This is a genomic window from Curtobacterium sp. PhB128, assembly GCF_004340725.1.
In the GTDB taxonomy this organism is placed as follows: domain Bacteria; phylum Actinomycetota; class Actinomycetes; order Actinomycetales; family Microbacteriaceae; genus Curtobacterium.
Map to the genome: position 1 here is coordinate 147,592 of NZ_SLUR01000005.1, position 26,085 is coordinate 173,676.

The 26,085-nt window shown below is 71.9% G+C and carries 24 protein-coding genes; 15 read left to right on the plus strand and 9 right to left on the minus strand.

Annotation, left to right across the window (positions count from 1 at the left end; genetic code table 11):
* Positions 1–30 precede the first annotated feature (30 nt).
* Positions 31–684: a spermidine/putrescine ABC transporter substrate-binding protein gene (locus EDF23_RS10525; protein WP_123294054.1), complete on the plus strand. Its 654-nt coding sequence runs from the start codon at positions 31–33 to the stop codon at positions 682–684.
* Positions 685–795: 111 nt separating this feature from the next.
* Here the strand turns inward: EDF23_RS10525 and EDF23_RS10530 are convergent, their stop codons facing one another.
* Positions 796–1,809: a LacI family DNA-binding transcriptional regulator gene (locus tag EDF23_RS10530; protein ID WP_131921617.1), complete on the minus strand. Its 1,014-nt coding sequence runs from the start codon at positions 1,807–1,809 to the stop codon at positions 796–798.
* A gap of 11 nt (positions 1,810–1,820) precedes the next feature.
* Entirely contained in the window at positions 1,821–2,243 is a 423-nt protein-coding gene (locus EDF23_RS10535) for a DUF3054 domain-containing protein (RefSeq protein WP_235035981.1), read from the minus strand.
* A gap of 121 nt (positions 2,244–2,364) precedes the next feature.
* Here EDF23_RS10535 and EDF23_RS10540 point away from each other — a divergent pair, with 121 nt between their 5' ends.
* From EDF23_RS10540 to EDF23_RS10580, 9 genes are all read left to right on the plus strand, one after another.
* Positions 2,365–3,315 carry a hypothetical protein gene (locus EDF23_RS10540; protein WP_131921619.1) on the plus strand — a complete coding sequence of 317 codons (951 nt, stop codon included), beginning with the start codon at positions 2,365–2,367 and terminating at the stop codon, positions 3,313–3,315.
* A gap of 240 nt (positions 3,316–3,555) precedes the next feature.
* Complete coding sequence (locus EDF23_RS10545; protein WP_131921620.1) at positions 3,556–4,713, plus strand: extracellular solute-binding protein; 1,158 nt, start codon at positions 3,556–3,558, stop codon at positions 4,711–4,713.
* Positions 4,710–5,750, plus strand: coding sequence for an ABC transporter permease subunit (locus tag EDF23_RS10550; RefSeq protein ID WP_131845380.1), 1,041 nt, complete (start codon positions 4,710–4,712; stop codon positions 5,748–5,750). Before EDF23_RS10545 ends, EDF23_RS10550 begins: the two co-directional genes overlap by 4 nt.
* Positions 5,747–6,559 carry an ABC transporter permease subunit gene (locus tag EDF23_RS10555; protein WP_123340755.1) on the plus strand — a complete coding sequence of 271 codons (813 nt, stop codon included), beginning with the start codon at positions 5,747–5,749 and terminating at the stop codon, positions 6,557–6,559. Before EDF23_RS10550 ends, EDF23_RS10555 begins: the two co-directional genes overlap by 4 nt.
* 26 nt (positions 6,560–6,585) lie before the next feature.
* Positions 6,586–7,662 (plus strand): ABC transporter ATP-binding protein, encoded by a 1,077-nt coding sequence (locus tag EDF23_RS10560; protein WP_243648887.1) that lies wholly within the window; start codon positions 6,586–6,588, stop codon positions 7,660–7,662.
* Complete coding sequence (locus EDF23_RS10565) at positions 7,659–9,257, plus strand: inositol monophosphatase family protein (protein ID WP_131921622.1); 1,599 nt, start codon at positions 7,659–7,661, stop codon at positions 9,255–9,257. Before EDF23_RS10560 ends, EDF23_RS10565 begins: the two co-directional genes overlap by 4 nt.
* Before the next feature lie 430 nt (positions 9,258–9,687).
* Positions 9,688–10,509 (plus strand): hypothetical protein, encoded by an 822-nt coding sequence (locus tag EDF23_RS10570; protein ID WP_243648888.1) that lies wholly within the window; start codon positions 9,688–9,690, stop codon positions 10,507–10,509.
* A gap of 61 nt (positions 10,510–10,570) precedes the next feature.
* A complete protein-coding gene (locus EDF23_RS10575; RefSeq protein WP_123294046.1) occupies positions 10,571–11,572 on the plus strand; it encodes an ATP-binding cassette domain-containing protein in 1,002 nt (333 codons plus the stop codon).
* Positions 11,569–12,417 carry an ABC transporter permease gene (locus tag EDF23_RS10580; RefSeq protein WP_131921623.1) on the plus strand — a complete coding sequence of 283 codons (849 nt, stop codon included), beginning with the start codon at positions 11,569–11,571 and terminating at the stop codon, positions 12,415–12,417. Before EDF23_RS10575 ends, EDF23_RS10580 begins: the two co-directional genes overlap by 4 nt.
* A 70-nt stretch (positions 12,418–12,487) precedes the next feature.
* On the opposite strand, the gene EDF23_RS10585 is transcribed toward EDF23_RS10580, so the two are convergent.
* On the minus strand, positions 12,488–13,150 hold the full coding sequence (locus tag EDF23_RS10585) for a response regulator transcription factor (RefSeq protein ID WP_123294044.1): 663 nt from the start codon (positions 13,148–13,150) through the stop codon (positions 12,488–12,490).
* Positions 13,147–14,403, minus strand: coding sequence for an ATP-binding protein (locus EDF23_RS10590; protein WP_131921624.1), 1,257 nt, complete (start codon positions 14,401–14,403; stop codon positions 13,147–13,149). Before EDF23_RS10590 ends, EDF23_RS10585 begins: the two co-directional genes overlap by 4 nt.
* 114 nt (positions 14,404–14,517) lie before the next feature.
* Between EDF23_RS10590 and EDF23_RS10595 the strand changes: the two genes are divergently transcribed.
* The 4 genes from EDF23_RS10595 to EDF23_RS10610 all read left to right on the plus strand — a co-directional run bounded on the left by EDF23_RS10595 (position 14,518) and on the right by EDF23_RS10610 (position 19,263).
* A complete protein-coding gene (locus tag EDF23_RS10595; protein WP_165901095.1) occupies positions 14,518–15,915 on the plus strand; it encodes a PspC domain-containing protein in 1,398 nt (465 codons plus the stop codon).
* A gap of 11 nt (positions 15,916–15,926) precedes the next feature.
* A complete protein-coding gene (locus EDF23_RS10600) occupies positions 15,927–16,193 on the plus strand; it encodes a hypothetical protein (protein ID WP_131921626.1) in 267 nt (88 codons plus the stop codon).
* A 203-nt stretch (positions 16,194–16,396) separates the two neighbouring features.
* Complete coding sequence (locus EDF23_RS10605; RefSeq protein ID WP_243648898.1) at positions 16,397–18,298, plus strand: amino acid transporter; 1,902 nt, start codon at positions 16,397–16,399, stop codon at positions 18,296–18,298.
* Entirely contained in the window at positions 18,295–19,263 is a 969-nt protein-coding gene (locus EDF23_RS10610) for an EamA family transporter (RefSeq protein WP_131921627.1), read from the plus strand. The genes EDF23_RS10605 and EDF23_RS10610 overlap by 4 nt, the downstream gene beginning before the upstream one ends.
* Positions 19,264–19,299: 36 nt before the next feature.
* On the opposite strand, the gene EDF23_RS10615 is transcribed toward EDF23_RS10610, so the two are convergent.
* Positions 19,300–20,985 (minus strand): long-chain-fatty-acid--CoA ligase, encoded by a 1,686-nt coding sequence (locus tag EDF23_RS10615; protein ID WP_123294038.1) that lies wholly within the window; start codon positions 20,983–20,985, stop codon positions 19,300–19,302.
* Between the two features lie 126 nt (positions 20,986–21,111).
* Here EDF23_RS10615 and EDF23_RS10620 point away from each other — a divergent pair, with 126 nt between their 5' ends.
* Positions 21,112–22,035: an oxygenase MpaB family protein gene (locus EDF23_RS10620; RefSeq protein WP_123673206.1), complete on the plus strand. Its 924-nt coding sequence runs from the start codon at positions 21,112–21,114 to the stop codon at positions 22,033–22,035.
* A gap of 94 nt (positions 22,036–22,129) precedes the next feature.
* Here EDF23_RS10620 and EDF23_RS10625 read toward each other — a convergent pair whose 3' ends face one another.
* The 4 genes from EDF23_RS10625 to EDF23_RS10640 all read right to left on the minus strand — a co-directional run bounded on the left by EDF23_RS10625 (position 22,130) and on the right by EDF23_RS10640 (position 25,925).
* Positions 22,130–23,056 (minus strand): aldo/keto reductase, encoded by a 927-nt coding sequence (locus EDF23_RS10625; protein WP_243648899.1) that lies wholly within the window; start codon positions 23,054–23,056, stop codon positions 22,130–22,132.
* Positions 23,057–23,202: 146 nt separating this feature from the next.
* On the minus strand, positions 23,203–23,769 hold the full coding sequence (locus EDF23_RS10630) for a TIGR03086 family metal-binding protein (RefSeq protein ID WP_123294035.1): 567 nt from the start codon (positions 23,767–23,769) through the stop codon (positions 23,203–23,205).
* Between the two features lie 553 nt (positions 23,770–24,322).
* The gene (locus EDF23_RS10635) at positions 24,323–24,883 is read right to left on the minus strand and encodes a YceI family protein (RefSeq protein WP_111086826.1); all 561 of its coding nucleotides are present in this window, start codon (positions 24,881–24,883) and stop codon (positions 24,323–24,325) included.
* A gap of 109 nt (positions 24,884–24,992) precedes the next feature.
* On the minus strand, positions 24,993–25,925 hold the full coding sequence (locus EDF23_RS10640) for a hypothetical protein (RefSeq protein ID WP_131921629.1): 933 nt from the start codon (positions 25,923–25,925) through the stop codon (positions 24,993–24,995).
* Between the last annotated feature and the right edge of the window lie 160 nt (positions 25,926–26,085).

Genomic DNA, 26,085 nt, shown 5'->3' on the forward strand with positions numbered 1-26,085 from the left:
ATCCGCGCCTCCGCTCCGTATCGTTGGGGCATGGACGGCATCGACGGACGCGTGCGCAGCGCTGTCGACGTCTGGCTGCGCTGGCTGCCGCGCTGGCAGATCGGCACCGCCCGCCCGCGCACCCGCATCTGCCGGAAGTGCACCGGATCCCCGATCGCGAGTGCCGCCGGCTTCGGGCAGGACGTCCCGCACGCCGTCCAGCACGCGCTCATCGGCCGGATCTCGACCATCGTCGAGGACGCCGTCGACGACTACACCGCCAAGAACCTGCCGCTGCTGCAGCGCGAGCTCGAGCGTGCGGCGGCGCGGAAGCGGCACGCCGGCTACCAGCCGGCGGAGGGGCTGTCGCCCGAGTTCCAGGGCCTCGACGTCGATCCCGAGCCCTCGCCGGGTTCGCCGTTCCTCTTCACGCTCGGGGAGCTGGCGGGGACGGGCGCGGGGGAGCAGACACCACGCGAGCCGCTGTCGGACGAGGCGAAGGCGGCGCTCCGACACGAGATCGAGCTGTCCGACGAGTGCGCTCGCTCGACCGGGACGGCGGTGTGCCTGGCGCTCATCGACCACCGGCCGCGCATCGCCGAGGCGGTGGAGCGCCTGGTCGAACCGCAGATCGAGGCGCTCGTGTCCGACATGTTCCGCGGGTTCGACGGTCCGGACGAGGGTCCGCGCAGCGGGCTGTTCTAGCCGTGGCGGCGCGCGCGGGCGCGGGCTTCGCCCGGTGCGAGGTTGACCACGCCGTGCGCGCTTGTTGCGCTGCACCGAGTGGTCAACCTCGCACCGTGCGCGGTCCGTCACTCAGCGGGGGAGCAGGGTGCGGCCGGGCACGACCGTGCCCCGGAGCGAGCGGTGCTCGACAGCACGCGTCGGGTCGTCGATCCGGCCGATGACGAGGTCGATCGCCTCGCGGCCGATGCGTTCGATCGGCTGCTCGAGCGTCGTGAACCCGATCCAGTCGCTCGCGAGGGGGTACACGCCGTCGAACCCGGTGACCGACAGATCGTGCGGGACCCGGACACCGCCGCGGGCGAGCGCCTCGCACACGTCGAGCATGAGCCGGTCCGTCGGGCACATCACCGCGGTCACGTCCGACTCGTGCATCGCGTCGACCAGATCAGCGGCGAGGTCGTCCGGTGGTCGCACGAAGCTGGCGTCGATGTCGATGACCCGGACACCACGCGCGCGGAGCCGTTCGACCATCGCCGTCGAGCGGGCGTGCTGCGTGATCGCGTTGTCGAGCGGGACGGTGAGTACGGCGACCGTGCTGTGGCCGGCGTCGGCGACGGCGTCGGCGATGGTCGCGCCACCGTCCACCTCGTCGCAGTACACGCTGGACAGTGCCGGGTGGAGTTCGGGCCGACCGGCGACCACGGTGGCGATCCGCGGGGCGAACTCGGCGATGTCGGCCGACGGCATCAAGCCGCTGCAGACCACGAGGCCGTCCACCCGCATCGACACGAGTGCGGCGAGTGCGGACTTCTCGTCCTCGACACGGCCGACACCCGTGGTGGTGACGACGCGGTAGCCGAGCTCGGACGCGCGTCGCTCCATCACGGCGTGCAGTGCGGTGTAGACCATCGACGACGCATCGCGGACGAGCATGCCGATGGTGTGCGTCCGACCGCTGACGAGCCCGCGTGCCATGGCGTTGGCGACGTACCCGAGCTCGGCTGCGGCGCGCTCGACCCGCTCGCGAGTCTCGTCGGAGAACCGTCCGGTGCCGGAGAGGACCCGACTCACGGCCGACTTCGAGACGCCTGCTCGTGCGGCGACGTCGAGGATGGTCGGCTGGGACCCGCGGCTGCCGTTCACGCGGCTGCCGTTCACGCCTCGGTCGCGGCGGCGTCCTGCCGGGACCGCGACGCGGTGAAGCGCAGCACCCCGCGGGCGATCGCGCGCCAACCGAGCAGGAACACCCCGAGCACGATCGTGGCGACGATGACGAAGGAGATCGGCAGCGGGTTGCCGTCGACGTCGCCCTGACCCGTGGCGACGCGGATCGCCATGCCGACGAACACCGTGAGGATCCAGACGACGACGCCGGTCGGCCAGAAGCGCAGCGGGCGGGCCCAGGCTCCGCTCGTCACGTACCCGATCGCCCAGCCCGCCAGGAACGGGTAGACGGTGGTCCAGATCCCCAGTGCGGTGTTGCCCTCGCCGTGGGAGGAGCGGCCGATGAGCGCGAAGACGACGATGAGGACGACGTCGATGACGGCTGCGAGCCAACCCCAGGTGCGTGTGTTCACCCGGACAGTCTCGCAGCCCGGACGGCTCCGGCCTCTCCACAGGCGGGCGTCGCCCTCGTCTTGTCCACAGATCCGCCGCCGTCCCGACGGCTCCCGTTCCCCGACCATCACCATCGTCGGGGTGAACCGTCAGATCGCCCTCGCCCCACTTCCCGCCGTCACCGTCCTCCGGACCTCGGCGCACCATCCAGCCGAGTCCGAGGTGATCAGGAGGCGGGCGGACGCGCAGGAGCTCGTCCGCATCGGGCGGGGGAAGTTCGTCGACGCTGCCGCTTGGGCAGCCCTCCGGCCAGCGGAACAGCACCTGGTCCGCGTCGGTGCGTCCGCCGATCGCATCGGACCCGACCAGGTCGTCTCACACGTCTCGGCGGCGGTCGTACTCGGTGTGCCGACGGTGTCGCCGCCGCCCGATCGAGTGCACGTGACCTCGGTCGGGAGTGATCGGCGGACCACGAATGCTTCCTTCGTCGTCCACGCCGACCTCGACCCGGTACCAGACCCGAACCGGATCAGCACGCCGGAAGGCCTGCAGCTGAGCGGACCTGTTCGGATCGCTGCCGACGTGGCCCTCACGCTCCCGTTCATGGACGCCGTCGTGGCGCTTGACGACCTGCTCCGTCGGGGTCTTCCCCGAGCAGCCGTGCGCGACACGATCGCGCGACGTGGCCCCAAGGGGCGCCGTCGCGCGCTCCGTGCGGTGGACTTCGCCGACTCCGCGTCGGACTCGCCGGGTGAGTCGATCGCGCGCACCCGGTTCGATCAGTTCGGCACGGAGGAGCCCGTCCTGCAGCACCGTTTCCGGTCGTCCGGGCAACCGGACATCGTGGTGGACTTCTGGTTCCCCTCGGCCGGCGTCGTGGTCGAGTTCGACGGCGAGGTGAAGTACCGGGACCCGACGATGCGGAACGGGCGTTCGGCGGAGGACGTGGTCATCGCCGAGAAGTACCGGGAGGACCGGCTGCGGTCCATGCCCGGCGTCCGGCACGTCGTGCGGTTGCGATGGGCTGATCTCTGGGACGAGGCGACGTTGCGCGCGAAGCTGCGGCGGGCAGGCGTTCGGATGCGACGCTGAGCGCGCCGTGCGAAGTTCGCCACTCGGTGCGAGGTTGTTGCGGCGCACGGGGTGATCAACCTCGCACCAGAGCAGGCGCTGCGCCGGCCGCGGCCCCCGGAGTTCACCCGGCGGCGACGCCCGCGGCACCCGGCGTTCACCCGGCAGCGCCACACTCGACCTCGGCGCGGGAACGTTCCCACGCGGCCGCGCCACCCCACCCCGCACGACCCCACCCCACGGAACAGGGAGATCATCGACGTGAAGACCCGAGTCCTCGCCGGCCTCGCCATCGCGGCGGCCGCGACCGTCGCACTGTCCGGCTGCGTCCAGAGCGCCAACGCCTCGAACGCCGCGGACACGAGCGGCGGCACCACGAACCTCACCGTGTTCATCAGCGGCGACACGAACGTCCAGGACCTCTGGGACAAGTCGCTCATCCCCGCCTTCGAGAAGGCGAACCCGAAGATCCACGTCAGCACGAGCATCGACCTGCACGGCGAGCACGACGCGCAGACCCAGGCGAACCTGGCCACCGCGGTCAAGGCCGGCAAGTCCGTCGCGTACGACCTCGTCGACGCCGGCTTCGTCAGCACCGCGGGCAAGGCCGGACTGCTCAGCACGGTCAGCGACAGCACGATCCCGAACCTGAAGGACGTCCCCGAGGCCACGAAGCAGCAGGGCGGCGACAGCGCGATCCCGTACCGCGCCTCGAGCGTCCTGCTCGCCTACGACTCGAGCAAGGTGACGGACCCGCCGGAGACCCTCGACGACCTCCTCGCCTGGATCAAGGCCAACCCCGGTCAGTTCGCGTACAACTCCCCGTCGTCCGGCGGCTCCGGCGGCTCGTGCGTCGCCACGGTGCTCGCGAAGTACCTGACCGCGGATGAGCAGGCGACGATGCAGACGACGTACGACAAGTCGCTCGAGTCGAAGTGGGACAAGGGCTTCGCAGCGCTCAAGGACCTCGGCCCCTCGACGTACCAGAAGGGTGTCTACCCGAACGGCAACGACCAGGTCGTGCAGCTGCTCGGCAGCGGCCAGATCGCGATGGCGCCGGTGTGGAGCGACCAGTTCATCACCTCGCAGAAGACCGGCGTGATCCCGAAGACCGTCAAGGCGATCCAGATCACCGACCCGTCGTTCACCGGCAGCGCCAGCTTCCTCGGCATCCCGAAGACCGAGCCGAAGGCCAAGAAGGCCGCCGCCGAACAGCTCGCCGACTTCGTGCTGAGCTCCAAGGGGCAGCAGCTCGTCGCGAGCGCCGTCTCCGGCTACCCGGTCATCCCGCTCGACAGCCTGCCGGCGTCGGTCGCGGAGCAGTTCGCCGACGCGAACCCCTCGCAGCTCCGCCTCGGGTTCCAGAGCGACTTCGCCGCCGACATGAACGCCGCGTGGGACGCGAAGGTCCCGCAGTGACCCAGACCGTCCAGGACGGCCCGGCGACCGACCGGGAGGCCCGTGGCGACTCCGCCACGGGCCTCCCGCCCGTCCCGTCGCCTGCCCACGGCACGGCGGACACCGCAGGTCGGCTGTCCGTCCAGGAACGGCTCGACCGCCGTCGGCGGTGGCAGGGCCTCGCCCTCGTCGCGGCGCCCGTCCTCGTCGTGGTCCTGTTCGTCGGCGTACCGGTGGTAAACGCCGCGCTGTTCAGCCTCGGGTTCACCGGCGGCCTGAACCAGGCACTCGCGGACATCGGCGGCGACACCGTGCGCGGCTTCTCGTTCGCCGTGTACGGCACCCTGCTCGGCAACGCCACGTTCCTGCGCGACCTCGTCGCGACGCTCGGGGTCACCGCGCTGTCGACCGGCCTGACCGTGGCGCTCGCCGTGGCGGTGGCCGTGATCCTCCGGCTCCGCGGTGGCTTCCTCGGCAAGAGCCTCAGCGTCCTGGCAGTCGTCCCGCTCTTCGTGCCGGTGGTCATCGCGAGCTGGTCGGTCCTGACGTTCACCGATGCGCAGGGCTTCCTCCGCAGCCTCGGTGCCCAGTTCGGCCTCGACGTCCCGGTGTGGGGCTACACCCTCGTCGCCGTGGTGTTCGGCAGCGTCTGGACGAGCCTGCCGTTCGCCGTGCTGATGATCGCCGGCGCGCTGCAGGGGACCCCGGACGCCCTGGTCGAGGCCGCGAAGGACGCCGGCGCGAGCACCTGGCGTGTGGTCTGGCAGGTGCTCCTGCCGATGGCGGCGACCCCGCTCGTCATCGCGACGACGTTCACCGTCATCGGGGTCCTCGGGTCGTTCACGGTGCCGTACTTCACCGGTCCGAACGCCCCGACGATGCTCGGTGTCGACATCTCGAAGTACTTCCAGGCCTACAACCGCCCGCAGCAGTCGACGGCGATGGCGTTCATCGTGTTCGCCTTCGCCGCGGCCGCGAGCGTGTTCTACCTGCGCTCGACGGTCCGGGCGAACGCCGGCGAGCTGCGGAAGCAGCAGCAGAAGCAGGAGCAGCCGTGATCAAGCGACTCACCGGGAACACCCTCGTCTGGGCGACCGCTGTCGTGCTGGCCGTCTTCGTGCTCGGTCCGCTCCTCTGGCTGGCGGCTCGTGCCTTCGCCACGACCTGGACGTACCCGAACCTGTTGCCGGACGGCTGGACGCTGCAGTGGTGGGGCACCGTGTTCGAGGACCGGAGCCTTGCGGTCGCCGTCCAGAACTCGCTCGTCCTCGCCCCGCTGACGGTCCTCATCGCCGCCGTGGTCTGCCTGCCGGCCGCGTGGGCGATCAGCCGCATCGAGTTCCCTGGGCGACGGCTCGTCCTGGTCGGGCTGTTCGCCACGAACGCGTTCCCGAAGATGGGCCTCTTCGTCACGATGTCGGCCATGTTCACCGCGCTGAACCTCATGAACACGGTCACGGGCATCCTCATCGTGCACGTCCTCGGGTGCGTGGTGTTCATGACGTGGCTGCCCGCCGCCGCGTTCTCGGCCGTGCCGCGGTCCCTCGAGGAGGCAGCACGCGACGCCGGAGCGAGCCGCTGGCGGACCTTCTGGCGGGTGACGTTCCCGATCGCGTGGCCGGGGATCCTCGTCGCGATGGTGATGTCCTTCCTCGCGTCGTTCGACGAGGCGCAGGGCACGTACCTGGTCGGCGCCCCGACGTACATGACGATGCCGACGGCGATGTACTCGCTCGTCCTGAACTCCCCACGGCAGGTCTCGGCGGTGTTCGCGATCGCTTTGAGCATCCCGTCCGTGGTCCTGCTGCTGCTCGCCCGGAAGCACATCATGGGCGGCCGCCTGGCGGACGGCTTCCAGATCCGATGACCACCACCAGCACGAAAGGCGACCAGATGACGGACGCAACGCTCGTCGCGGAACGCGCACCGGGCCTCCAGGCCGACGGCAGCACGACCGACCGGTCCCGCACCGGCGGACTCACCATCCGCGGACTGCGCAAGACGCTCGGCGGACGCGACGTCGTCGCGGGCATCGACCTCGACGTCGCGAAGGGCGAGCTCGTCTCGCTGCTCGGCCCGTCCGGGTGCGGCAAGACGACGACGCTCCGGATGGTGGCGGGGTTCCTGCCCGCCGACGGCGGCGTCGTGACGATGGGGGACCGCGACGTCACGTCGATCGGTCCGGAGCGTCGGCCGAGCGCGATGGTGTTCCAGAACTACGCACTGTGGCCGCACATGACGGTGACGCAGAACGTGGCGTTCCCGCTGCGGACCAGACGCGTGCCGAAGCAGCGGGTGGCGGAGCGGGTGCGGGAGGCGCTCGACCTCGTCGGTCTGAGCCACCACGCCGGGTCGAAACCGACCGCGATCTCGGGCGGTGAGCAGCAGCGGGTCGCCCTGGCGCGGGCGATCGTGCAGGAGCCCGACGTGCTGCTCCTCGACGAGCCGCTGTCGAACCTCGACGCGAAGCTCCGGGTGAGCGTCCGCGACGAGATCCGGCGCATCCAGCAGCGCCTCGGCATCACGACCGTCATCGTCACGCACGACCAGGACGAGGCGCTCAGCATCTCGGACCGGATCGCCGTCATGCACGACGGACGCATCGAGCAGATCGCGACGCCCACCGAGCTGTACGCCCGCCCCGCCACCGGGTTCGTCGCGTCGTTCATCGGGTCGACGAGCCCCGTCACCGGCCGGTTCCTGGCCGGCACGTCGGTCAGCCCGACCGTGGCGGACACGGTCCTGATCCGACCCGAGCAGGTGGTGCTCACCGACGACTCGCCGATCCGTGCGACCGTCGCCCGCGTGCTGATGCGCGGGCACTTCGCCGAGGTGGTGCTGGCCGCCGACGGCGCCGAGCTCCGCGCGTTCGTCACCGGAGCACCCCCGACGGTCGGCACCGAGACCGGGGTCCGCCTCGGTGAGGTGCTCGTGTACCGCGACGGTGCCCTGCTCGAGGGCACCCGATGAGCGCCCCGGTGTCGGCGCCCGCCGACCAGGTGGTCGCCACCAGCCCGACCGGGAGGCCCGGCGTGCGTCCGCCACGGCTCGTCGCCCACCGCGGTGCGCCGCGCGTCCGGCGCGAGAACACCCTGCCCGCCATCGCGGTCGCCGAGGCGCTCGGCGCCGAGGTCATCGAGGTGGACGTCCGTCGCACGGCCGACGACGTCGCCGTCCTGCTGCACGACGAGACCCTCGGCCGGATGTGGGGTGACGCCCGCCGGGTGTCCGACGTCGCCTGGTGCGACGTCGCCCGGCTCGGCAACGGCCTCGACCGGATCCCGCGGCTCGACGCCGCCCTCGAACGGCTCGACGGCTGCCACTCGGTGCTGCTGGTCGACCTGACGGACGCGGCCGACGGACTCGTCGCCGCCCGCACCGTCGCGGGGTCCACCGCGTCCACCACCGTGGCGTGGTGCGGAGCGCCGGCGGCGATGGCCGCGGTCCGCTCGGTGCTGCCCGACGCCGACGTCTGGCTCGCGTGGGAGTCGCTCGACCCGCCCACTCCGGCCGACCTGGAGGCGTTGACGCCGTCCACCCTGAACCTCGACATCGCGTTCCTCACCCCGCGGACGATCGAGGCCGCGCACGCCCTGGGGCTGCGGGTCGCCGTGTGGACCGTCGACGAGTCCGAACCGGCGCTCTGGGCGGCACGGCTCGGCGTCGACTCGATCACCACGAACGACGTCGGTGCGATCGGCGCCGCGCTGTCGTCGGCGGAGCGGGACGGCTGGCCGGAACGGGACCGCGAACCGACCGAGACCGAGGTCGCCTCGCGCGCCCAGGCCCTGGCGCACCGCATCGCGCACGAGGTCATCGCCTTCACCCGCGAGCACCCCGTCAGCGAGGTACGGACCAAGGCGAACCCCGCAGACCTCGTCACCGACGTGGACCGGCTGGTCGAACAGCACGTCCGGTCCCGCGTCCGGATGGCGTTCCCGACGCACGGGTTCACCGGAGAGGAGTACGGCGACGCACCCGGCGACCGCCACCGCTGGTACCTGGACCCCGTCGACGGCACCACGAACCTGGCGAACGGCGTGCCCTGGACGTCGATGTCGCTCTGCCTGACCCGCGGTGGACGCCCGCTCGTCGGCGTCGTGGCCGACCCGTGGCGGGGCGAGGTCCTCGAGGCGCGGCGCGGACGCGGTGCCACCCTGCGCGACCGTCCGCTGCAGCTGGACGACACCCCGCGACCGCTCGCCGGTGCGGTCGTCGGCACCGAGCTCGACGGACACCGGCCGTGGCCCGGGTTCGGCGCGTTCCTCGACGCCCTGGCCGACCGGTCGTGCACGCTGCGGGTGCAGGGCTCCGGCACGTTGACCATCGCGCAGGTCGCGGCCGGGCGGGGGATCGGCGGGTGCGTGTCGGCGTTCAACCCGGTCGACCACGGGGCCGCCGTGCTGCTCGTGCACGAGGCCGGCGGGATCGTGCTGACCCGCTCCGGCCCGGTCGAGGGCTTCCCGCCCGTGGGCGAGCCGTTCCTGGTGGCGCACCCCGGGGCCGCCGACGAGCTGCACGGGGTGTGGACGGCCGCGCTCGCCGCGGGCGCCGCGGCGGGCTGAGCCGGCGCGTGCGCGCGGCAGGTGTGGCCGGCGCACGGTGCGGGGTCCGCGTTCTGGTGCGGGGTTGGCCGCTGGGTGCTGTGCTGTAGGCGCGCACGGTGCTGCCAACCCGGCACGGGTCGTGCAGGTGCGCACGGTGCGGACTGGAGGCGCGGGGCGGGTCGGGTACGGCCCTCCCGTCGGGTGAGTGGTGCGCACGGTGCGGGGTCCGCGTTCTGGTGCGGGGTCGGCCGCTGGGTGCGGTGCTGTAGGCGCGCACGGTGCTGCCAACCCGGCACGGGTCGTGCAGGTGCGCACGGTGCGCCTGCGGGCGCGGCGGCGCACGGCTGACTCTGAGCGGGCGCTCAGTCAGCGGCCGACCGCGCTCCATAGGGTGGCAGGCCACGGGCGGTCCGACCGGATCACCCGTGCACCCGAAGGAGCATCGACCATGGGATTCCTCGACCGCCTGCTCGGACGTCCGGACCGCGACCGCACCGGTGACGCGCAGCAGTACGACGCGCAGCAGAACCAGTGGGGGCAGCCGCAGCAACCGCAGCAGCAGGGCTACCGGTACGGCCAGCAGTCGTACCACCAGCCCGCGCCGACGGGGGTGCCGGCCGGGCAGCAGCAGGGCGGCCAGTACGGCGTGCCGCAGTGGGGCGGTGCACCCGCGCAGCAGCAGGGCGCGGCGACCGACGACGAGCGCGCGGTGGAGCGGTACCGCTACCTGCTCCGCACGGCGCCGCCCGAGCGCATCGAAGAGGTGCACGCCGAGGCGTTCGCGAAGCTGACCGACGAACAGCGCCGCATGGTCTACGACGAGTTCACCCGCACGGCGCCTCCCGGCGAGGCCCCGCGCGGCGACGACCCCCGCTCGCTCGCGCAGTCGGCGACGCGGTCCGAGATCCGCCAACCGGGCTTCATGGAGCGCTCGCTCGGTGGCGTCGGCGGCGGTGGCCGCTTCGGTGGGCAGCGCGGCGGACCGTCGTTCGGCAGCATGATCGGTGCCTCGGTCCTCGGCACCGTGGCCGGCTACGTCATCGGTTCGGCGATCATGAGCGCCTTCCTGCCGGACCCCGGATCGTTCGATGGCGGTACTGACGCTGCGGGTGACGGTGGTTCGGAGGACACTGGAGCCGACTCCGGTGACGGCGGTGCGTCCGACGGTGGCGCGTCCGACGGCGGCGGGTTCGAGAGTGCGGGCTGGGGTGACAGCGGATCCGACTTCGGCGGTGGCTCCAGTGACTTCGGTGGTGACTTCGGCATCTGAGTGACCGGTCACGAGTTCCCACCGACCCACTGATATTCTCCGTGGTCGACAAGGGAGCGACATGGCCATCATCGAAGCCTCCGGGCTGACCAAGACCTACCGGTCGAAGTCCGGGCCGGTGCACGCACTGGCCGGACTCGACCTGTCCGTGCCGCAGGGCACCGTGAAGGCGCTGCTCGGGCCGAACGGCGCGGGCAAGACCACGACCGTGAAGGTGCTCACCACCCTCATCACCCCGGACTCCGGGACGGCTACGATCGACGGCATCGACGTGATCGCCGACCCGCAGGCCACCCGGCGGTCCATCGGGGTGTCCGGGCAGTACGCCGCGGTCGACGAGAACCTGACCGGCTTCGAGAACCTCGAGATGATCGGGCGGCTCTACCACCTGGGCCGGAAGACGTCGCGGGAGCGTGCCCGTGAGCTCATCGACGTGTTCGACCTGGCCGAGGCCGGGGACCGCCCGGTGAAGGGCTTCTCCGGTGGCATGCGGCGACGGATCGACCTCGCCGGGGCCCTCGTGATGAACCCGCGCGTGCTGTTCCTCGACGAGCCGACCACGGGCCTCGACCCCCGCAGCCGGCTGGCGCTCTGGGGCATCATCGAGGACCTGGTGGCCGAGGGCGCCACGGTCCTGCTCACCACGCAGTACCTCGAAGAAGCCGACCGGCTGGCCGACGACATCGCGGTCATCGACGACGGCCGGGTCATCGCCGAGGGCACCGCCGACCACCTCAAGGCGCAGGTCGGCGGCCACCGGGTGGTCGTGACCCTGGTGGACGAGACCGACGGTGACGCCGTGACGACCGTCCTGCGGCGCTACGGTGTCGGCGACGTCGAGGCCTCTGGTGACGGCCGCACCCACGCCATCGCGGTCGAGGCCGGCCCCACCGCGCTGCAGCGGGTGCTCGCCGACCTCGGCGACGCCGGTATCGAGCTGCACGACGCGGGCATGCGCCGACCGACGCTCGACGACGTGTTCCTGCGGCTCACCGGCCACGCCGCGACGGAGGACGAGGCCGACGAAGCCGCCGCCACCAAGCAGAAGGAGACGGCCCGATGACCGCCACCACCATCGCGCCGGGTCGGCAGCTGCCCGTCGTCGTCACCTCGCCGGTCGCCATCTGGTTCGAGGACGGCTGGACCGTCACCAAGCGGAACCTCATCAAGATCAAGCGGTCGCCGGACATGCTCGTCTTCGCCGTGCTCCAGCCGATCATGTTCGTCCTGCTCTTCAGCCAGGTCTACGGCGGCGCGATCGCGGTCGAGGGCACCGACTACACGCAGTTCCTGATGGCGGGGATCTTCGCGCAGACCGTCGTCTTCGGGGCGACCTTCTCGGGGTCGGCGATGGCGCAGGACCTGAAGGAAGGCCTGATCGACCGGTTCCGCACGATGCCGATGTCGGCGTCCGCGGTGCTCGTCGGCCGGACCAACTCCGACCTCGTGCTCAACTCGATCTCGATGGCGATCATGATGCTCACCGGGTTGGCCGTCGGGTGGCGGGTGAACTCGTCGCCGCTCGAGTTCCTGGCCGGCATCGCCCTGCTGCTGCTGTTCAGCTACGCGTTCAGCTGGGTGGTGGCGCTGCTCGGCATGAGCGTCAAGACGCCGGAGGTCATCAACAACGCCTCGTTCATGATCCTGTTCCCGCTGACGTTCATCTCGAACGCCTTCGTGCCGAGCGACACGCTGCCCCTGGTGCTGCGGGTGTTCGCGGAGTGGAACCCGGTGTCGTCGCTCGTGCAGGCGGCCCGTGAACTCTTCGGCAACGTCGGGTCGGCGCCGGTGCCGGACATCTGGACGATGCAGCACCCGATCGTGACGGTGCTGATCGGGATCGCCGTGATGCTCGTCGTGTTCGTGCCGTGGGCGGTCAACAAGTACACCCGCATCAGCGCGAAGTGAGACCGTCGGGGCGGTGAACAAGACTGCACCATCCACAGCCAGGATCAGCGCGAAGTGACCGCGTGGGCGCTCAGAGCAGCTTGCGCTGCAGCGCCCACGCCGTCAGCTCGTGCCGGTTCGACAGCTGCAGCTTCCGCAGCACGCTCGACACGTGGGTCTCGACGGTCTTCACCGAGATGAAGAGCTCCGCCGCCACCTCCTTGTAGGCGTACCCACGCGCGATGAGGCGCATCACCTCCTGCTCGCGCGCCGACAACCGGTCGAGTTCCGCGTCGTGCTGCGCGGTCTCGCCGCTCACCGCACCGAAGGCGTCGAGCACGAAGCCGGCCAGGCGGGGCGAGAACACCGCGTCGCCCTCCGCCACCCGTCGGACGGCCTCGGCCACCTCGGCGCTCGACGAACTCTTCGTGATGTACCCGCGGGCCCCGGCCCGGATCACCCGCACGACGTCGTCGGCCGCGTCGGACACGCTCAGCGCGAGGAACAGCGTGCCCGGGTGCTCGGCAGCGGACTGCGTGATCACCTCGGCGCCGCCACCGCCGGCTCCGCCGGGCAGGTGGACGTCGAGCAGGACGACACGGGGTGCGGTGGTCGCCACGAGCGTCACGGCTTCGTCGACGGTGGCGGCTTCACCCACGACCTGGAGGCCCGGTGGCAGTCCGGCGCGCACGCCGGCTCGGAAGATGGAGTGGTCGTCGACGATGGCGACGGTGAGCAGGTCGGGCTCGGTCATGCGTCCTCCTCGTGGTGGGGGGCGGTGGGCGCGAGCGGCAGCCGGAGCCGGACCTCGGTCCCGGTGCGACCGGGCCCCGGGGCGATGGTCGCCCGGCCGCCGAGCCGGTGCAGCCGCCCGGTGATCGACTCGCGCACGCCGTACCGTCCCTCGGGCACGGCGTCGGGGTCGAAGCCCGGCCCACGGTCGCGGATGCTGACCTCGACGACGTCCTGCGCGGTCTCGGCGTACACGCTGATCGTGCCGCCGGCGTGCCGGGCGGCGTTGAGCATCGCCTCGCGGGCAGCGGCGACGACACCGTCGGGCAGGTCGGTGCGCGACGGGCCGACCGCGATGACGTCGATGCGGACCGGGTACTCGGCCTCGATGTCGGCGGCGGCGTCGCGCAGTTCGGCGCCGAGGTCACGGGCCGGCTCGGTCTGCTCGGCGAACAACCACGACCGCAGTTCGCGTTCCTGCGCCCGGGCGAGCCGTGCGGCATCGGAGCCGGGCTCGGCCTTCTGCTGGATGAGCGCGAGCGTCTGCAGCACCGAGTCGTGCAGGTGCGCGGCGAGTTCGGCGCGCTCGAGGTCGCGGACCCGTGCCGCGCGCTCGTCGGCGAGGTCCCGGACGAGCCGGACGACCCAGGGCGCGACGACCACGGCGACGCCGAGCAGCACCGCGACCGCTGCGCTGAGCACCGTCCACACGTTCGGCCGGTCGCTCGTGGTGAAGAACAGCAGGATGCCGAGCACGACGAGCACCAGTGCACCGAGCGCCCGGACGACCAGGGTCGACGACGCCGCGGCCCGGACGGTGCGCAGGGCGTCGAACTGCCGCCAGGCCAGGGCAGCACCGGTGGCGACCACGACGCCGGGCACTACGACCTCGAGCGGGACCTGGGCGCCGAGGCGCACAGCGACGATCGCGCCCCCGGCGGCGAGCAGTGCGAGTCCGAGCAGGATCTCCACGACGGGTGCTCGACGGCTCACGGTCACGGTCGCGTCGCCGTCGGCGTCGGCGTCGGCGTCGGCGTCGCCGTTCGCGCGGGGCGCCGTGAGCACGGCCTTGAGCGGTGACGTCGCGGCCACCGTCGCGCTCGGGGTGGTGGCCCACAGCCACGCGTAGAGCAGGAGCCCGGCCCCACCGCACACGGCCAGGACCGCCGTCGCCGCCCGGACGGCCCCGAGTGGCAGACCGGTGTGCGTCGCGAACCCGCTGCAGACACCGCCGAGGACCCTGGGGGTCGGGCGGGTCATCCGAGCGGTGGCCATGGGCCAATCCTGGCACTCGGGCGCCTGCACCAGCAGGGATCGGGGCAGGGATCAGGGACCGGTCAGGGGGAACCCCGATGGTGTCCGCCACCGCGGGCCGGGATGCTGGAGGCCATGACCGATCACCAGCACGACACGGCTCCCGGCCCGGCTGCCGGCACCGCCGACTCGACGGCCCGGTTCTTCGACTGGATCCGCGGACTCGACGTCGCCCGCACCGACGACCGCTGGCTCGCCGGCGTCTGCGGTGCCGTGGCCCGACGTACCGGACTCGACCCGCTCGTCGTCCGCGGCGTGGCGATCGTCGTCGCCCTGCTCGGCGGTCCGGTCTTCCTGGCGTACGCCGTCGGGTGGGCGCTGCTGCCGGACACCACAGGACGGATCCACGTCGAGCGGATGATCCGCGGCGTGCTCGACCCGGCGCTCATCGGGATCGGCGTCTTCGTGGTGCTGACCTTCGTGCCCGCGGTCCAGGGGATCTGGTGGCAGGGCGTGCCCTCGGCGTGGGGGATGCCCGGCTGGCTCGAGGCGACCCTGCGCACGGCGTGGAGCATCGCGCTCGTCGGCGGGATCGTCTGGCTGGCCGTGGTCGTCGCGCGTCGTCGCACCGACGGGCCGACGCCCGACGCTGACGCCGCCGCGGCAGCGGGGACACGGCGCGACTTCTGGACGAGCCCCGACGACCCGCGCCCGGCCGGTGGAGCCGCGTGGACGGCGGACGCGGGGGATGCGTCGGACGCGGGCCGGGCCTCCTGGCAGTGGAACGCCCCCGGCACCCCGCAGGACCGACAGCGGCGACACGACGAGCGGATGCGCGCCGAACGGGAGCGGGCGGCCGCGTGGCGCGCGACCCGCGCCGAGCGACGGTCGAGCGCGGCGTACGTCGCCGTGTCGCTCGGGCTGGCGCTCGTCGCCGGGGCCGGCGTCGCGGTCTGGGCGCAGGCGGAGGCCTGGCCGGTGGCGGTGCTCGGCATCGCCGCGGCGGTCGCCGTGCTGGCGATCGCGACCATCGTCGCCGGGATCCGGGGACGCGACGACGGTGCCCTCGGCCTGTTCTCGACGATCGGGGTCGTCGCCCTGGTCGTCACCGGGGTGCTGCCCGCCGGCACGCAGGTCTCGCTGATCGGCGGGACCACCTGGCGGGTCGACAGCGTCGCCGCCGGGTCGGAACGGAACTACGCGATGCTCGTCGGCGGGCCGACCCTCGACCTGCGCGGCCTCGACGAGACCGACGCCGGCGGGGACGTGAACCTGTGGCTCGGCGCCGGCGGGGCCGAGGTGCTGCTGCCGACCGACGTGCCGGTCCGGGTCGAGGTGAGCGGAGTCGGGTACGGCGTCGACACCGACGGCGACGATGGCGACGACGGCAGCGGTGGGCTGTTCAGCACGACCACCGTCGAGAACCGGGCGGCACGGTCCGCCGGTGCCGACGCGGGCGGGACGACGACCGTGCACCTGTGGATCCTCGGGGGCGCCGCCGACGTGCCCCGTGCGCTGACCGTCAACGAGTGAAGGACGAGACGATGACGAACGACGACGAGACGACCCAGACGTTCCCACCTGCGGCGCCGGTACCGGCCCCGGAACCCGCGCGGGCGCGCCGTGGTGCACGCTTCGGCACGATCTTCTGGGGTGTGGTGCTGCTCGTGTTCGCGGTCGCGATGGCCGTGAGCGCGATCCCGGTGTTCTCGGTCGACCCGACCACCCTGTTGCTGGCGGCCTGCCTGGCGGCCGGGGCCCTGCTGGTGGTGGCGGGGCTGGTGGCGGTGTTCACCCGGCCCGCGCGGTAGCCGGACCGGGTTGTCCGGCGGGAGCCGGACCGGGTTGTCCGGCGGCAGCCGGACCGGGTTGTCCACAGGGGCCGCCCGGGTGCGCGCGTGCGTCACCCGGACGGCTTAGCATCGTCCACGTGACCGCGACAGACGCCGAGCGGGCCGCCCAGCGCGACGCCACGGAGCCACCCCTCGACCGCAGCACCCGACTGCGTCGCTGGATGCTGCAGGGCGCCCACCAAGGGGCGTCCCACCAGGGTCCGCACCAGGTCGAGGTCGAGAAGACCCACCCGTGGTGGCGGGTCATGTGCCTGACCGGCGTCGACTACTTCTCGACCCTCGGGTACCAGCCGGCGATCGCGGCGCTCGCCGCCGGTCTGCTGTCGCCGATCGCCACGATCGTGCTCGTGCTCGTCACGCTGTTCGGCGCGCTGCCGGTGTACCGCCGGGTCGCGAGCGACAGCTTCCGCGGCGCCGGGTCGATCATGATGCTCGAGAAGCTCCTGCCGTGGTGGGCCGGCAAGCTCCTGGTGCTCGTCCTGCTCGGGTTCGCCGTCACCGACTTCATGATCACGATGACGCTGTCGGCGGCGGACGCCACGGCGCACATCGCCGAGAACCCGTACACGCCGCACTGGTTCACCGAGATCCCCGTCCCGCTCACCCTCGCGCTGCTGTTGTTGCTCGGCGTCGTGTTCCTCCGCGGCTTCAAGGAGGCGATCGGCATCGCGGTCGGCCTCGTCGCGGTGTTCCTCGCGCTGAACGCCGTCGTCGTGGTGGTCGCGCTCTGGCACGTCTTCGAGCACCCGATGGTCGCCAGCGACTGGTGGTCGGGGCTCACCGCGCAGCACAGCAACCCCCTCGTCATGGTCGGCATCGCGCTCGTCGTGTTCCCGAAGCTCGCGCTCGGCCTGTCCGGGTTCGAGACCGGCGTCGCGGTGATGCCGCAGGTGCGCGGTGACGCGTCGGACGACACGAGTGCCCGGCCCGAGGGTCGGATCCGTGGCACGAAGCGGCTCCTGACCGTCGCGGCCGTGATCATGAGCTCGTTCCTGATCACCTCGTCGATCGCGACGACGTTCCTCATCCCGCAGCACGAGTTCCAGCCGGGCGGCGGTGCGAACGGGCGGGCCCTGGCCTTCCTGGCGCACCAGTACCTCGGTGGGGTGTTCGGCTCGATCTACGACTTCTCGACGGTCGCGATCCTGTGGTTCGCCGGCGCGAGCGCGATGGCCGGCCTGCTCAACCTGGTGCCGCGGTTCCTGCCCCGCTACGGCATGGCGCCGCAGTGGGCGCGGGCGACCCGGCCGCTCGTCATCATCTTCACGCTCATCGCCTTCCTGATCACGATCGTGTTCCGGGCGAACGTCGACGCCCAGGGCGGGGCCTACGCCACCGGCGTGCTCGTCCTGATCACGAGCGCCGCGGTCGCGGTCACCCTGTCGGCTCGTCGCCGGCAGCAGAAGAAGCGCACCATCGCGTTCGGCGTCATCTCGGTCGTGTTCGTCTACACGACGGTTGCGAACGTCATCGAGCGGCCCGACGGCGTCCGGATCGCGGCGATCTTCATCATCGCCATCGTCGTGGTGTCGCTCGTCTCGCGGGTGCGCCGGTCGTTCGAGCTCCGCGCGTCGTCGATCGAGCTGGACGCCACGGCCCGGCAGTTCGTCGAGGCGGACGCCGACCAGTTCAGCGCGGTCTGCATCATCGCGAACGAGCCGGGTGCCGGCACCGCCGAGGCGTACCGTGCGAAGGGGCGCGAGGAACGGCGCGACTCCGGCATCCCGGCGCGCGTCCCGACGATGTTCCTCGAGGTGCTGCCCGCCGACTCGTCCGACTTCGAAGAGGACCTGCTGGTCGAGGGGCACGTCGTGCACGGACACCGTGTGCTCCGGGTCCGGTCCGGCAACGTGCCGAACACCATCGCCTCGACCCTGCTCGCGATCCGCGACACCGCCGGGGTCGTCCCGAGCATCTACTTCGAGTGGAACGAGGGCAGCCCGATCCGGAACGCCCTGCGGTTCGTGTTCACCGGTGCCGGTGACGTCGCGCCCGTCACGCGCGAGGTCCTGCGCGAAGCCGAACCGGACGTCCACCGCCGGCCGTCCATCCACGTCTCGTGACCGGTCCCGCCAGCGCGCGCCGGGTCCCGACGCCCGCCGGTGGGCTCGCCGCGGTGGTCGTCGCCGCCGCGGTCTGGGGGACCACCGGCACCGCGACGCACTTCGCCCCGGGCGTCCCCGCCTTCGTCTTCGGCGCCGTCACCTTCGGGATCGGTGGACTCGTGCTCGCCGCCGTCGCCGGACGTGGCACGCTCCGCGCCGTCGCCGAACGCCGCACGCGGGGGTGGGCGCTGCTCGGCGCAGGGGCGCTCGTCGTCTACGCGGTCGCCTTCTACGCGGCCCTCGCCGACGCGGGCGTCGCCCTCGGCACCACCATCGCGATCGGATCGTCACCCGTGTTCGCCGGGCTCGTCGAGTGGGTGTCGGACAGGAGGCCCGTCACCGGCAGGTGGATCGTCGCCACGCTGGTGAGCGTGGCCGGAATGGTCGTCGTGACCCTGGCGCGGTCGGAGCGCGACGGCGGCGGTGGTGCGCTCGCGCTCGGGATCGCCAGTGCACTGCTCGCCGGACTCACGTACGCGCTGTACTCGTGGGCGGTGGCGCGGGGACTGCACGCGGCGGCCGGGGCGGTGTCGGTGCCCGGCGGGCCCGGGGTCGAAGCCGTCGCGGCGGGGCTGCCGAACGGCCGCGGGCTCGTCGGCGCCGTGTTCGGCATCGCTGCCGTGCCGCTCGTCGTGCTGGTGGCCCTCGGCGGCGCACCGTACGTCGGCGAGGGCGGCAACTGGCCGGTGTTCCTGTACCTGGCCCTGGTGCCGACGGTCCTCGGGCACTCGCTGTACGCCGTGGGGTTGCGGTCCGTCGGTGCCTCGGTCGCGACCCTGGTGTCGTTGCTCGAGCCCGTGGTCGCAGCGGTGCTCGCCGTGCTCGTCGTCGGGGAGCACCTCGGCGCGACGGGATGGCTCGGCATCGCGCTCGTGGTGGCCGGGCTCGCCGTGCTCGCGGTGCCGGGGCGACGCCTGCGCTGACGCGCGTCGGGCACTGACGACGTCAGTCGTCAGCCGTCAGTCGTCGGCGAGGATCTGGTCCCGCACCTTCCGCCGCAGCACCTTGCCGATCATCGAGCGCGGCAGGTCCTCGACCACGACGACGCGACGCGGCACCTTGTACGCCGCCAGCTGGTCGCGCGCCCACGCCCGCAGCGCCGCGGCGTCGAACGAGGACGGGTCCTTCGGCACGACGGCGGCGACGACCTGCTCGTTGCCGCCCTGCGTGATGCCGACGACCGCGACCTCCTTGACGCTCGGGTGCTTGAGCAGTGCGTCCTCGACCTCGGACGGCGACACGTTGAAGCCGCCCGTGATGATGAGCTCCTTCAGACGGTCGACGATCCGGACGTAGCCGTCGGCGCCGATCGCCACGATGTCGCCGGTGCGGAACCAGCCGTCGGGGGTGAAGACCTCGTCCGTGGCCTCGGCCTTGCCCCAGTAGCCGCGGAACACCTGCGGCCCGCGGACCTGCAGTTCACCGGGTTCGTCGACGCCGAGCACCTTCGTGCTGTCGTCGGGGTCGACCACGCGGGCCTCGGTGGAGGACAACGGCAGCCCGATGGAGCCGAGGCGACGCTCCGGGGACACCGGGTTCGCCATCAGCACGGGGGAGCACTCGGACAGCCCGTAGCCCTCGACCAGGTACCCGCCGGTCCGGGCTTCCCACGGTTCGACGATGTCCTGCGACAGCGGCATGGCCCCCGAGATGCCGATCTCGATGCCCTCGAGCGAGACCTTCGCCGAGTCGGCGGCGTGCTGCAGTCGGGCGTAGATCGGCGGGACGGCCGGCAGGAACGTCGGCGGGTGCTTCTTGATCGCGGTGAGCACGAGCGCCGGGTCGAACGTCGGGAACAGCACGAGCCGCGAGGCCATGCTCATCGCGAAGGTCAGGCACAGCGTGAGGCCGTAGGCGTGGAACATCGGCAGCACCGCGTACACGACGTTGTCGCCCCGACGGATCTGCGGCACCCAGGCGCGGGCCTGCGCGGCGTTGGCCAGCAGGTTCCGGTGCGTGAGGACCGCGCCCTTCGGCGTGCCGGTGGTGCCCGAGGTGTACTGGATCAGGGCGATGTCGTCCGTCGACGGGCGCGGGTGCCGCTTCGACAGCTTGCGGGTGCCGACCAGGTCGTCCCACTTCGTCGTGCCACGCACCGCGGTGGTGAGCTTCGCGCGGGACTCGCGGGCCTTCGCCACCGGCAGGGCCAGGGCGAGCCGGGTGCTGCGGGGCATCGCGCGGGTCAGGTCGACCGACACGATCGCGTCGAGCTTCACGTCGGCAGGGAAGTCCTGCAGCGTCGCGACGGACTTGTCCCAGGCGATCGCGACCTTGGCGCCGTGGTCCTCGAACTGGTGGCGGAGCTCGCGCGGCGTGTACAGCGGGTTGTGCTCGACCACGATCGCGCCGAGGCGCAGGACCGCGTAGAACGCCACGATGTGCTGCGGGCAGTTCGGCAGCACGATCGCCACCCGGTCGCCGGCACCGACGCCGAGTTTGCGGAGACCGTTCGCCGCGCGGAGGATCTGCTCCTGCAGGTCGGCGTAGCTGGTCGTCCGCTTGAAGAACTCGAGCGCGACCCTGCCCGGGAACCGTCGCGCCGATTCCTCGACCAGGTCGATCAGGGAACCGTGCTGTTCCTCGATGTCGTGCGGGACCCCCGGGGCGTACGAGGCAAGCCAGGGACGAGGCGTGTCGATGCTCACGCGTCCCAACCTAGCGGGCCACCCCGGCGCCCGCTGGGAAGCATCGGCCGGCATCGGGCGGCATCGGGCGCCATCGGGGTGCACGAAGCCGAGCGCGCTCCCAGGGGACGGACGGACGATGACGCCATGCCCTCCGTCTCCGACGCCTTCCGCTCCCGCCTCAACGACACGTTCACCGGTGGGGCGACGAGCAAGCCGGAGTGGATCGACGAACTCGAGGACGGCACCGACGCCGGCTTCTTCGGCCCCGGTTCCGCGACGTGGGCGGTGCACGGCGGCAAGCAGACGATCGTCGCCGGGGTCCGCGCACTCCTCGTGCAGGCCCTGCACCCGGGAGCTCTCGCCGGCGTCGCCGACCACTCCCGCTACCGCGAAGACCCGTTCGGCCGACTCGCCGGCACCATCCGGTGGATCTACACGGTCTCGCACGGCGACACCGCGACCGCCCGTGGTGCGAGCGAGTGGGTGCTGCGCCTGCACGAGCGCGTTCGCGGCCAGTACGTCGACGGCCACGGCATCGCACGCGACTATGCGGCGAACGACCCCGACCTGGCGCGCTGGGTGCACCTCGCCTTCACCGACGCGTTCCTCCGCGCTGCGCAGCGCTGGGGCGGTCCGATCCCCGGCGGTGCCGACGCCTACGTCCGCGAGTGGGCCACCGCCGGCCGGCTCATGCGCGTCGAGGACGCCCCGGAGTCCGAGGCCGAGCTCCGCGCCCAGATGGACGGGTACCTCGACCGCGGCGAACTGGCCGTCACGGCCCGCACCCGCGACGTCGTCAAGTTCATCAAGAACCCGCCGCTCGCGCTGATGCTGCGGCCCGGCTACCAGGCGCTGTTCCAGGGCGCCGTCTCGACGCTCGACCCCCGCCACCGCTCGATGCTCGGCCTGCGGGCCCCCGCGATCGGGCCCGTCGAACTGCCCGTCGGCCGGGCGACCGGACTCGTGCTCGACGGGATCGGTGGGGTGCTCGGCAACCAGACGGGCACCGAGCGCGCTGCGCTCGTGCGCATCGCGCGCCTCGAGCGCGAGCGCGGCGCCGTTGCCTGAAACGTCCGCGTGTCACGTGTCGTGGACGTGACCGGAGACGGACGGGAGGCCCGTGGCCAGTTGGCCACGGGCCTCCCGTCCGCTCGTGGGTGCGTCAGAAACCGGACGGCACCCGGGGCGTGTACGCGGACTCGAGTCGCGTCACCTCGTCGTCGGTCAGCGTGATCGCGGCGGCCGCGACCGCGTCGTCGATGTGGTGCTCCTTCGTCGCACCGACGATCGGCGCGCTCACCGCGGGCTTGCCCGCGACCCAGGCGAGGGCGATCTGCGCCATGCTCACGCCGCGTTCGCTCGCGATGGACTCGACGGCGCCCACGATCGCGCGGTTCGCGTCCTCGTCCTGGCGGTAGAGCGTCTTGCCGAACTCGTCGGTGCTCGCGCGCGAACCGGAGCCCTCGGCGTCCCACGGCCGGGTGACCTTGCCGCGGGCGAGGGGGCTCCACGGGATCACGCCGACGCCGGTCGCGTGCGCGAAGGGGTGCATCTCGCGTTCTTCCTCGCGTTCGAGCAGGTTGTACTGGTCCTGCATGCTGACGAAGCGCGTCCAACCGTGCAGGTCGGCGACGTGCTGCATCTGCGCGAACTGCCACGTCCACATGCTGCTCGCGCCGAGGTAGCGGGCTTTGCCGGCCTTGACGACGTCGTGCAGGGCCTCCATCGTCTCCTCGATCGGGGTCACCGGGTCGAAGCGGTGGATCTGGTACAGGTCGACGTAGTCGGTGCCGAGTCGGGTCAGCGAGGCGTCGATCTCGTGCATGATCGCGGCGCGGGAGAGCCCGGCGCCGTTCCGACCGGGGCGCATCCGGTTGAACACCTTGGTGAGGACCTGGACGTCCTCGCGCGGGGCGAGCTCCTTGAGGAGCGTGCCGGTGATCTCCTCGCTGGAGCCGTCGGAGTACACGTTCGCCGTGTCGAAGGTGGTGATGCCGGCGTCGAACGCGCGACGGACGAAGGGGCGGGCCTCGTCGATGCCGACGCTCCACGCGTGCGAGCCGCGGTCGGGGGCGCCGTAGGACATCATGCCGAGGATCACGGTGCTGATCTCGAGGCCGGAGGCGCCGAGGCGGGTGGTGTCGGTCGTCGCTGCGGTGCTCGGTGCTGCGTTGCCTGGTACTGCGGTGCTCGTCGCTGCGTTGCCTGGTGCGGCGTTGCTCGGTGCTGCGTTGGTCATGCGCTCACCTTGGCATCGCGGCCTGTGACGGCGAGCAGGCGGACCTGGAGTGGGGCGTCCTGGTCGACGTCGACCGGGGCGGCGTACAAGCCGGTGGCCGCGAGGTCCTCGATCTGCGGTTCGAAGTACTCCCACACCGCCTGCACGAGCTCGTCCGGCAGGGACTCGTCCGTGCCGGTCGCCCGCGCCAGGTCCCACGTGTGGATGGTGATGTCGCTGGTCTGCTCGGTGAGGTACTGGCCAGCTGGCACGACGTCGGTGCTGAGGTGGACGGGGGTGTCCTGCGGGGCGTTCCGCCAGGCATCGGTCGCCGCGGTCGCGAAGCGCTGCCACTCGGACACGAGGTCGTCGCCGATGGACTCGAGGTCCGCCTCGGCCTGGGCGTAGTCGCACCCGGTGAGGAGCTTCGGGATCCAGCGCTGCTCGTCGACCACGTGGGTGACGAGGTCGCGGGTGGTCCACTCGGAGTCGGGGGTGGCGGCGTCCCAGTCCGTCACGGCGGCGACGCGGCGGCCGAACTCGGCTGCCGCGAGGGCCTGCATCGCGATCCAGTCGGTGGCCATGGTGGTGCTCCTGTTCGTCGGGCTGGCGTGCGGTGCTTCGTGCGGGTGGTGCGTGGTGCGGGTGGTGCGGGTGGTGCGTGTCGTGCGTGTCGTGCGTGTGTCGTTGTAACTCGGGGGCCGGTGTGCGGATTCCCGTGCGTGCGGGCGTGCCCCTGTCCGCTGCCCAACGCTACGCCGAGGAGCCCGGCCGAGCGGGCGAAATGCCGCGGTCGTGCGCGCGCTCACCGGACGTTTCCGCCCGTTCACGCCCGCGCGGGGTCGGTGCGCACTGCACTCGCTGACACCGGAGGAGCGTGCCAGCGCGTGGTTTCTGGGCGAGCGGGCGGAATGCCGGGGTCGAGTTCGAGATGAGGCCGGTATTTCGCCCGTTCGCCCGGTTGCGCTCCCGATGGAGCACCCGCGCGCGTCGCAGCGGCGGGCGGCGGGCACGGACGCACCCCCGAAGCGCCGCGGGGACGACGAACGCCCCGGCTCCGTGGGGAGCCGGGGCGCGTGTCTCGGGTTCGGGTGGTGCTGTTCGGTGCCCTCAGTCAGGCAGCGAGTCCGAAGGGACTCAGGCCGCCTGGAGCACGAACTGGACGTCGAGGTTGATCGTCACGTCGTTGCCGAGGGTGAAGCCACCGGCCTCGAGCGCTGCGTTCCAGTTCACGCCGAACTCGGTGCGGTCGATCTTCGTGGTCGCCTCGGCGCCGAACTTGACCTGGCCGTAGCCGTCGGTCGTGAAGCCACCGAGCTCGGCCTTGAGGACGACGGGCTTGGTGACGCCGCGCAGGGTCAGGTCGCCAGCGATGTGCAGGTCGTCGCCCTTGGCCTCGATGCTCGTCGAGCGGAAGGTGAGCTGCGGGTGCTCCTCGGTGAGGAAGAAGTCGCTCGTCTTCAGGTGCTGGTCGCGCTGCTCCTGGCCGGTGTTGATCGACGCGACGTCGATGTTCGCCTCGACGGTCGACTCGAGGGGGTTCTCGGCGGTGACGACGGTGGCGTCGAACGTCTCGAACTTGCCCTTGACCTTGCTGATGGCGAGGTGGCGGACCGAGAAGGTGACCTCGGAGTGGGTGGGGTCGATCTTCCAGGTGCCGGTCTGGTAGCCGGGGATGGTCGTGGCGGTGAGCGTCATGGTGGTCCTTCTTCCGAACGAGAGTCTGTGGTGCGACGCGATCCATGCGCCTGCATCAACCTGATACTACGCCAGTGTGCACCCTTTTGGTTGAAGCGTCAACCATTGTTCACCGAAGCGTCGCGAAGCGGTGGTCGTGCGGTGCGCTGAGCCCGGCCTGCAGGAGGCGTCTCACACGCTGTACGAATCGATCGACACCTCGGCCGACGTCGTCCGCCGTGGCCCGGACCAACCACCAGTCCACGTCCTTCAAGTGCTCACCGCGGGTGAGGTCCTTCCGGAAGGTGGCCGGGTCGGTGCGGTGGAGATCGCTCTCGTACTCGATCGCCACCCGTGCTGCGGGGTAGGCGAGGTCCACGCACGCGATCCACCTGCCGTCCACGATCACGTCGTGGTTCAGGGCGGGTTCCGGGAGTCCCTGGCGGACGAGGGTCAGCCGTGCCCTGGTCTCACCCGGGGAACGAGAACCCGGCCTGATCTCGGCGAGAGCGTGGCGCAGCTTCACGACGCCCCGGAGCCCGCGCCGCCGGCCGACTGCCAGGATCAGCTCGTCGAGGGTCGCCCATCCGAGCCACCCGACGAGGGCGTCACCCGCGATGATCAGTTCGTCGAGCGTCAACATCGTGCTCAGCGCGACGAACGTGTCCGCTGGCGTCGTCAGACGCACACCTCGGCTGGTGGTCGCACGGACCCTGCCGTGGTGGGCGCGGTGTCCGACGGCGCCGCGGACGCGGAGCGCCTGATCGACCCCGATCGTCGTCACGTGGAGCCGCGGAGTGCCCTCGAACCGGCGGGGGAGCGGGATGCCGAGGATCGCGGCGGCCGTGACGTGGCTGAACACCTGGTCGGGGCGCAGCCGGGGAGCCAGCGCCCGGGCGCGTTCGTCGACGGTTCGCGGCGGAACCGCGGATCGGGTGCCGTGGAACGGGCGGACGAGGTCACGTGCCTCGAGGCGGCCGCGGGACACCCCTCGATGCAGTGCGTCACGGACGCGGAACGAGGCATCCCGCAGCGCGAACGGGAGTCGGCGTTTGGCGGTCATCTCCACATCGTGGAGCCGAGCGGGCGCGACGGTGGCGAGTCGTGCCTCCAGTGTGGACGGCCCGCGATCCTGGCGCCCCTGTGGAGGAATCTCGCCGCGGTCGAGCGGGCGAAACACCGGGGTCCGGCTGCGTGGCGACCGCGGCATTTCGCCCGCTCGC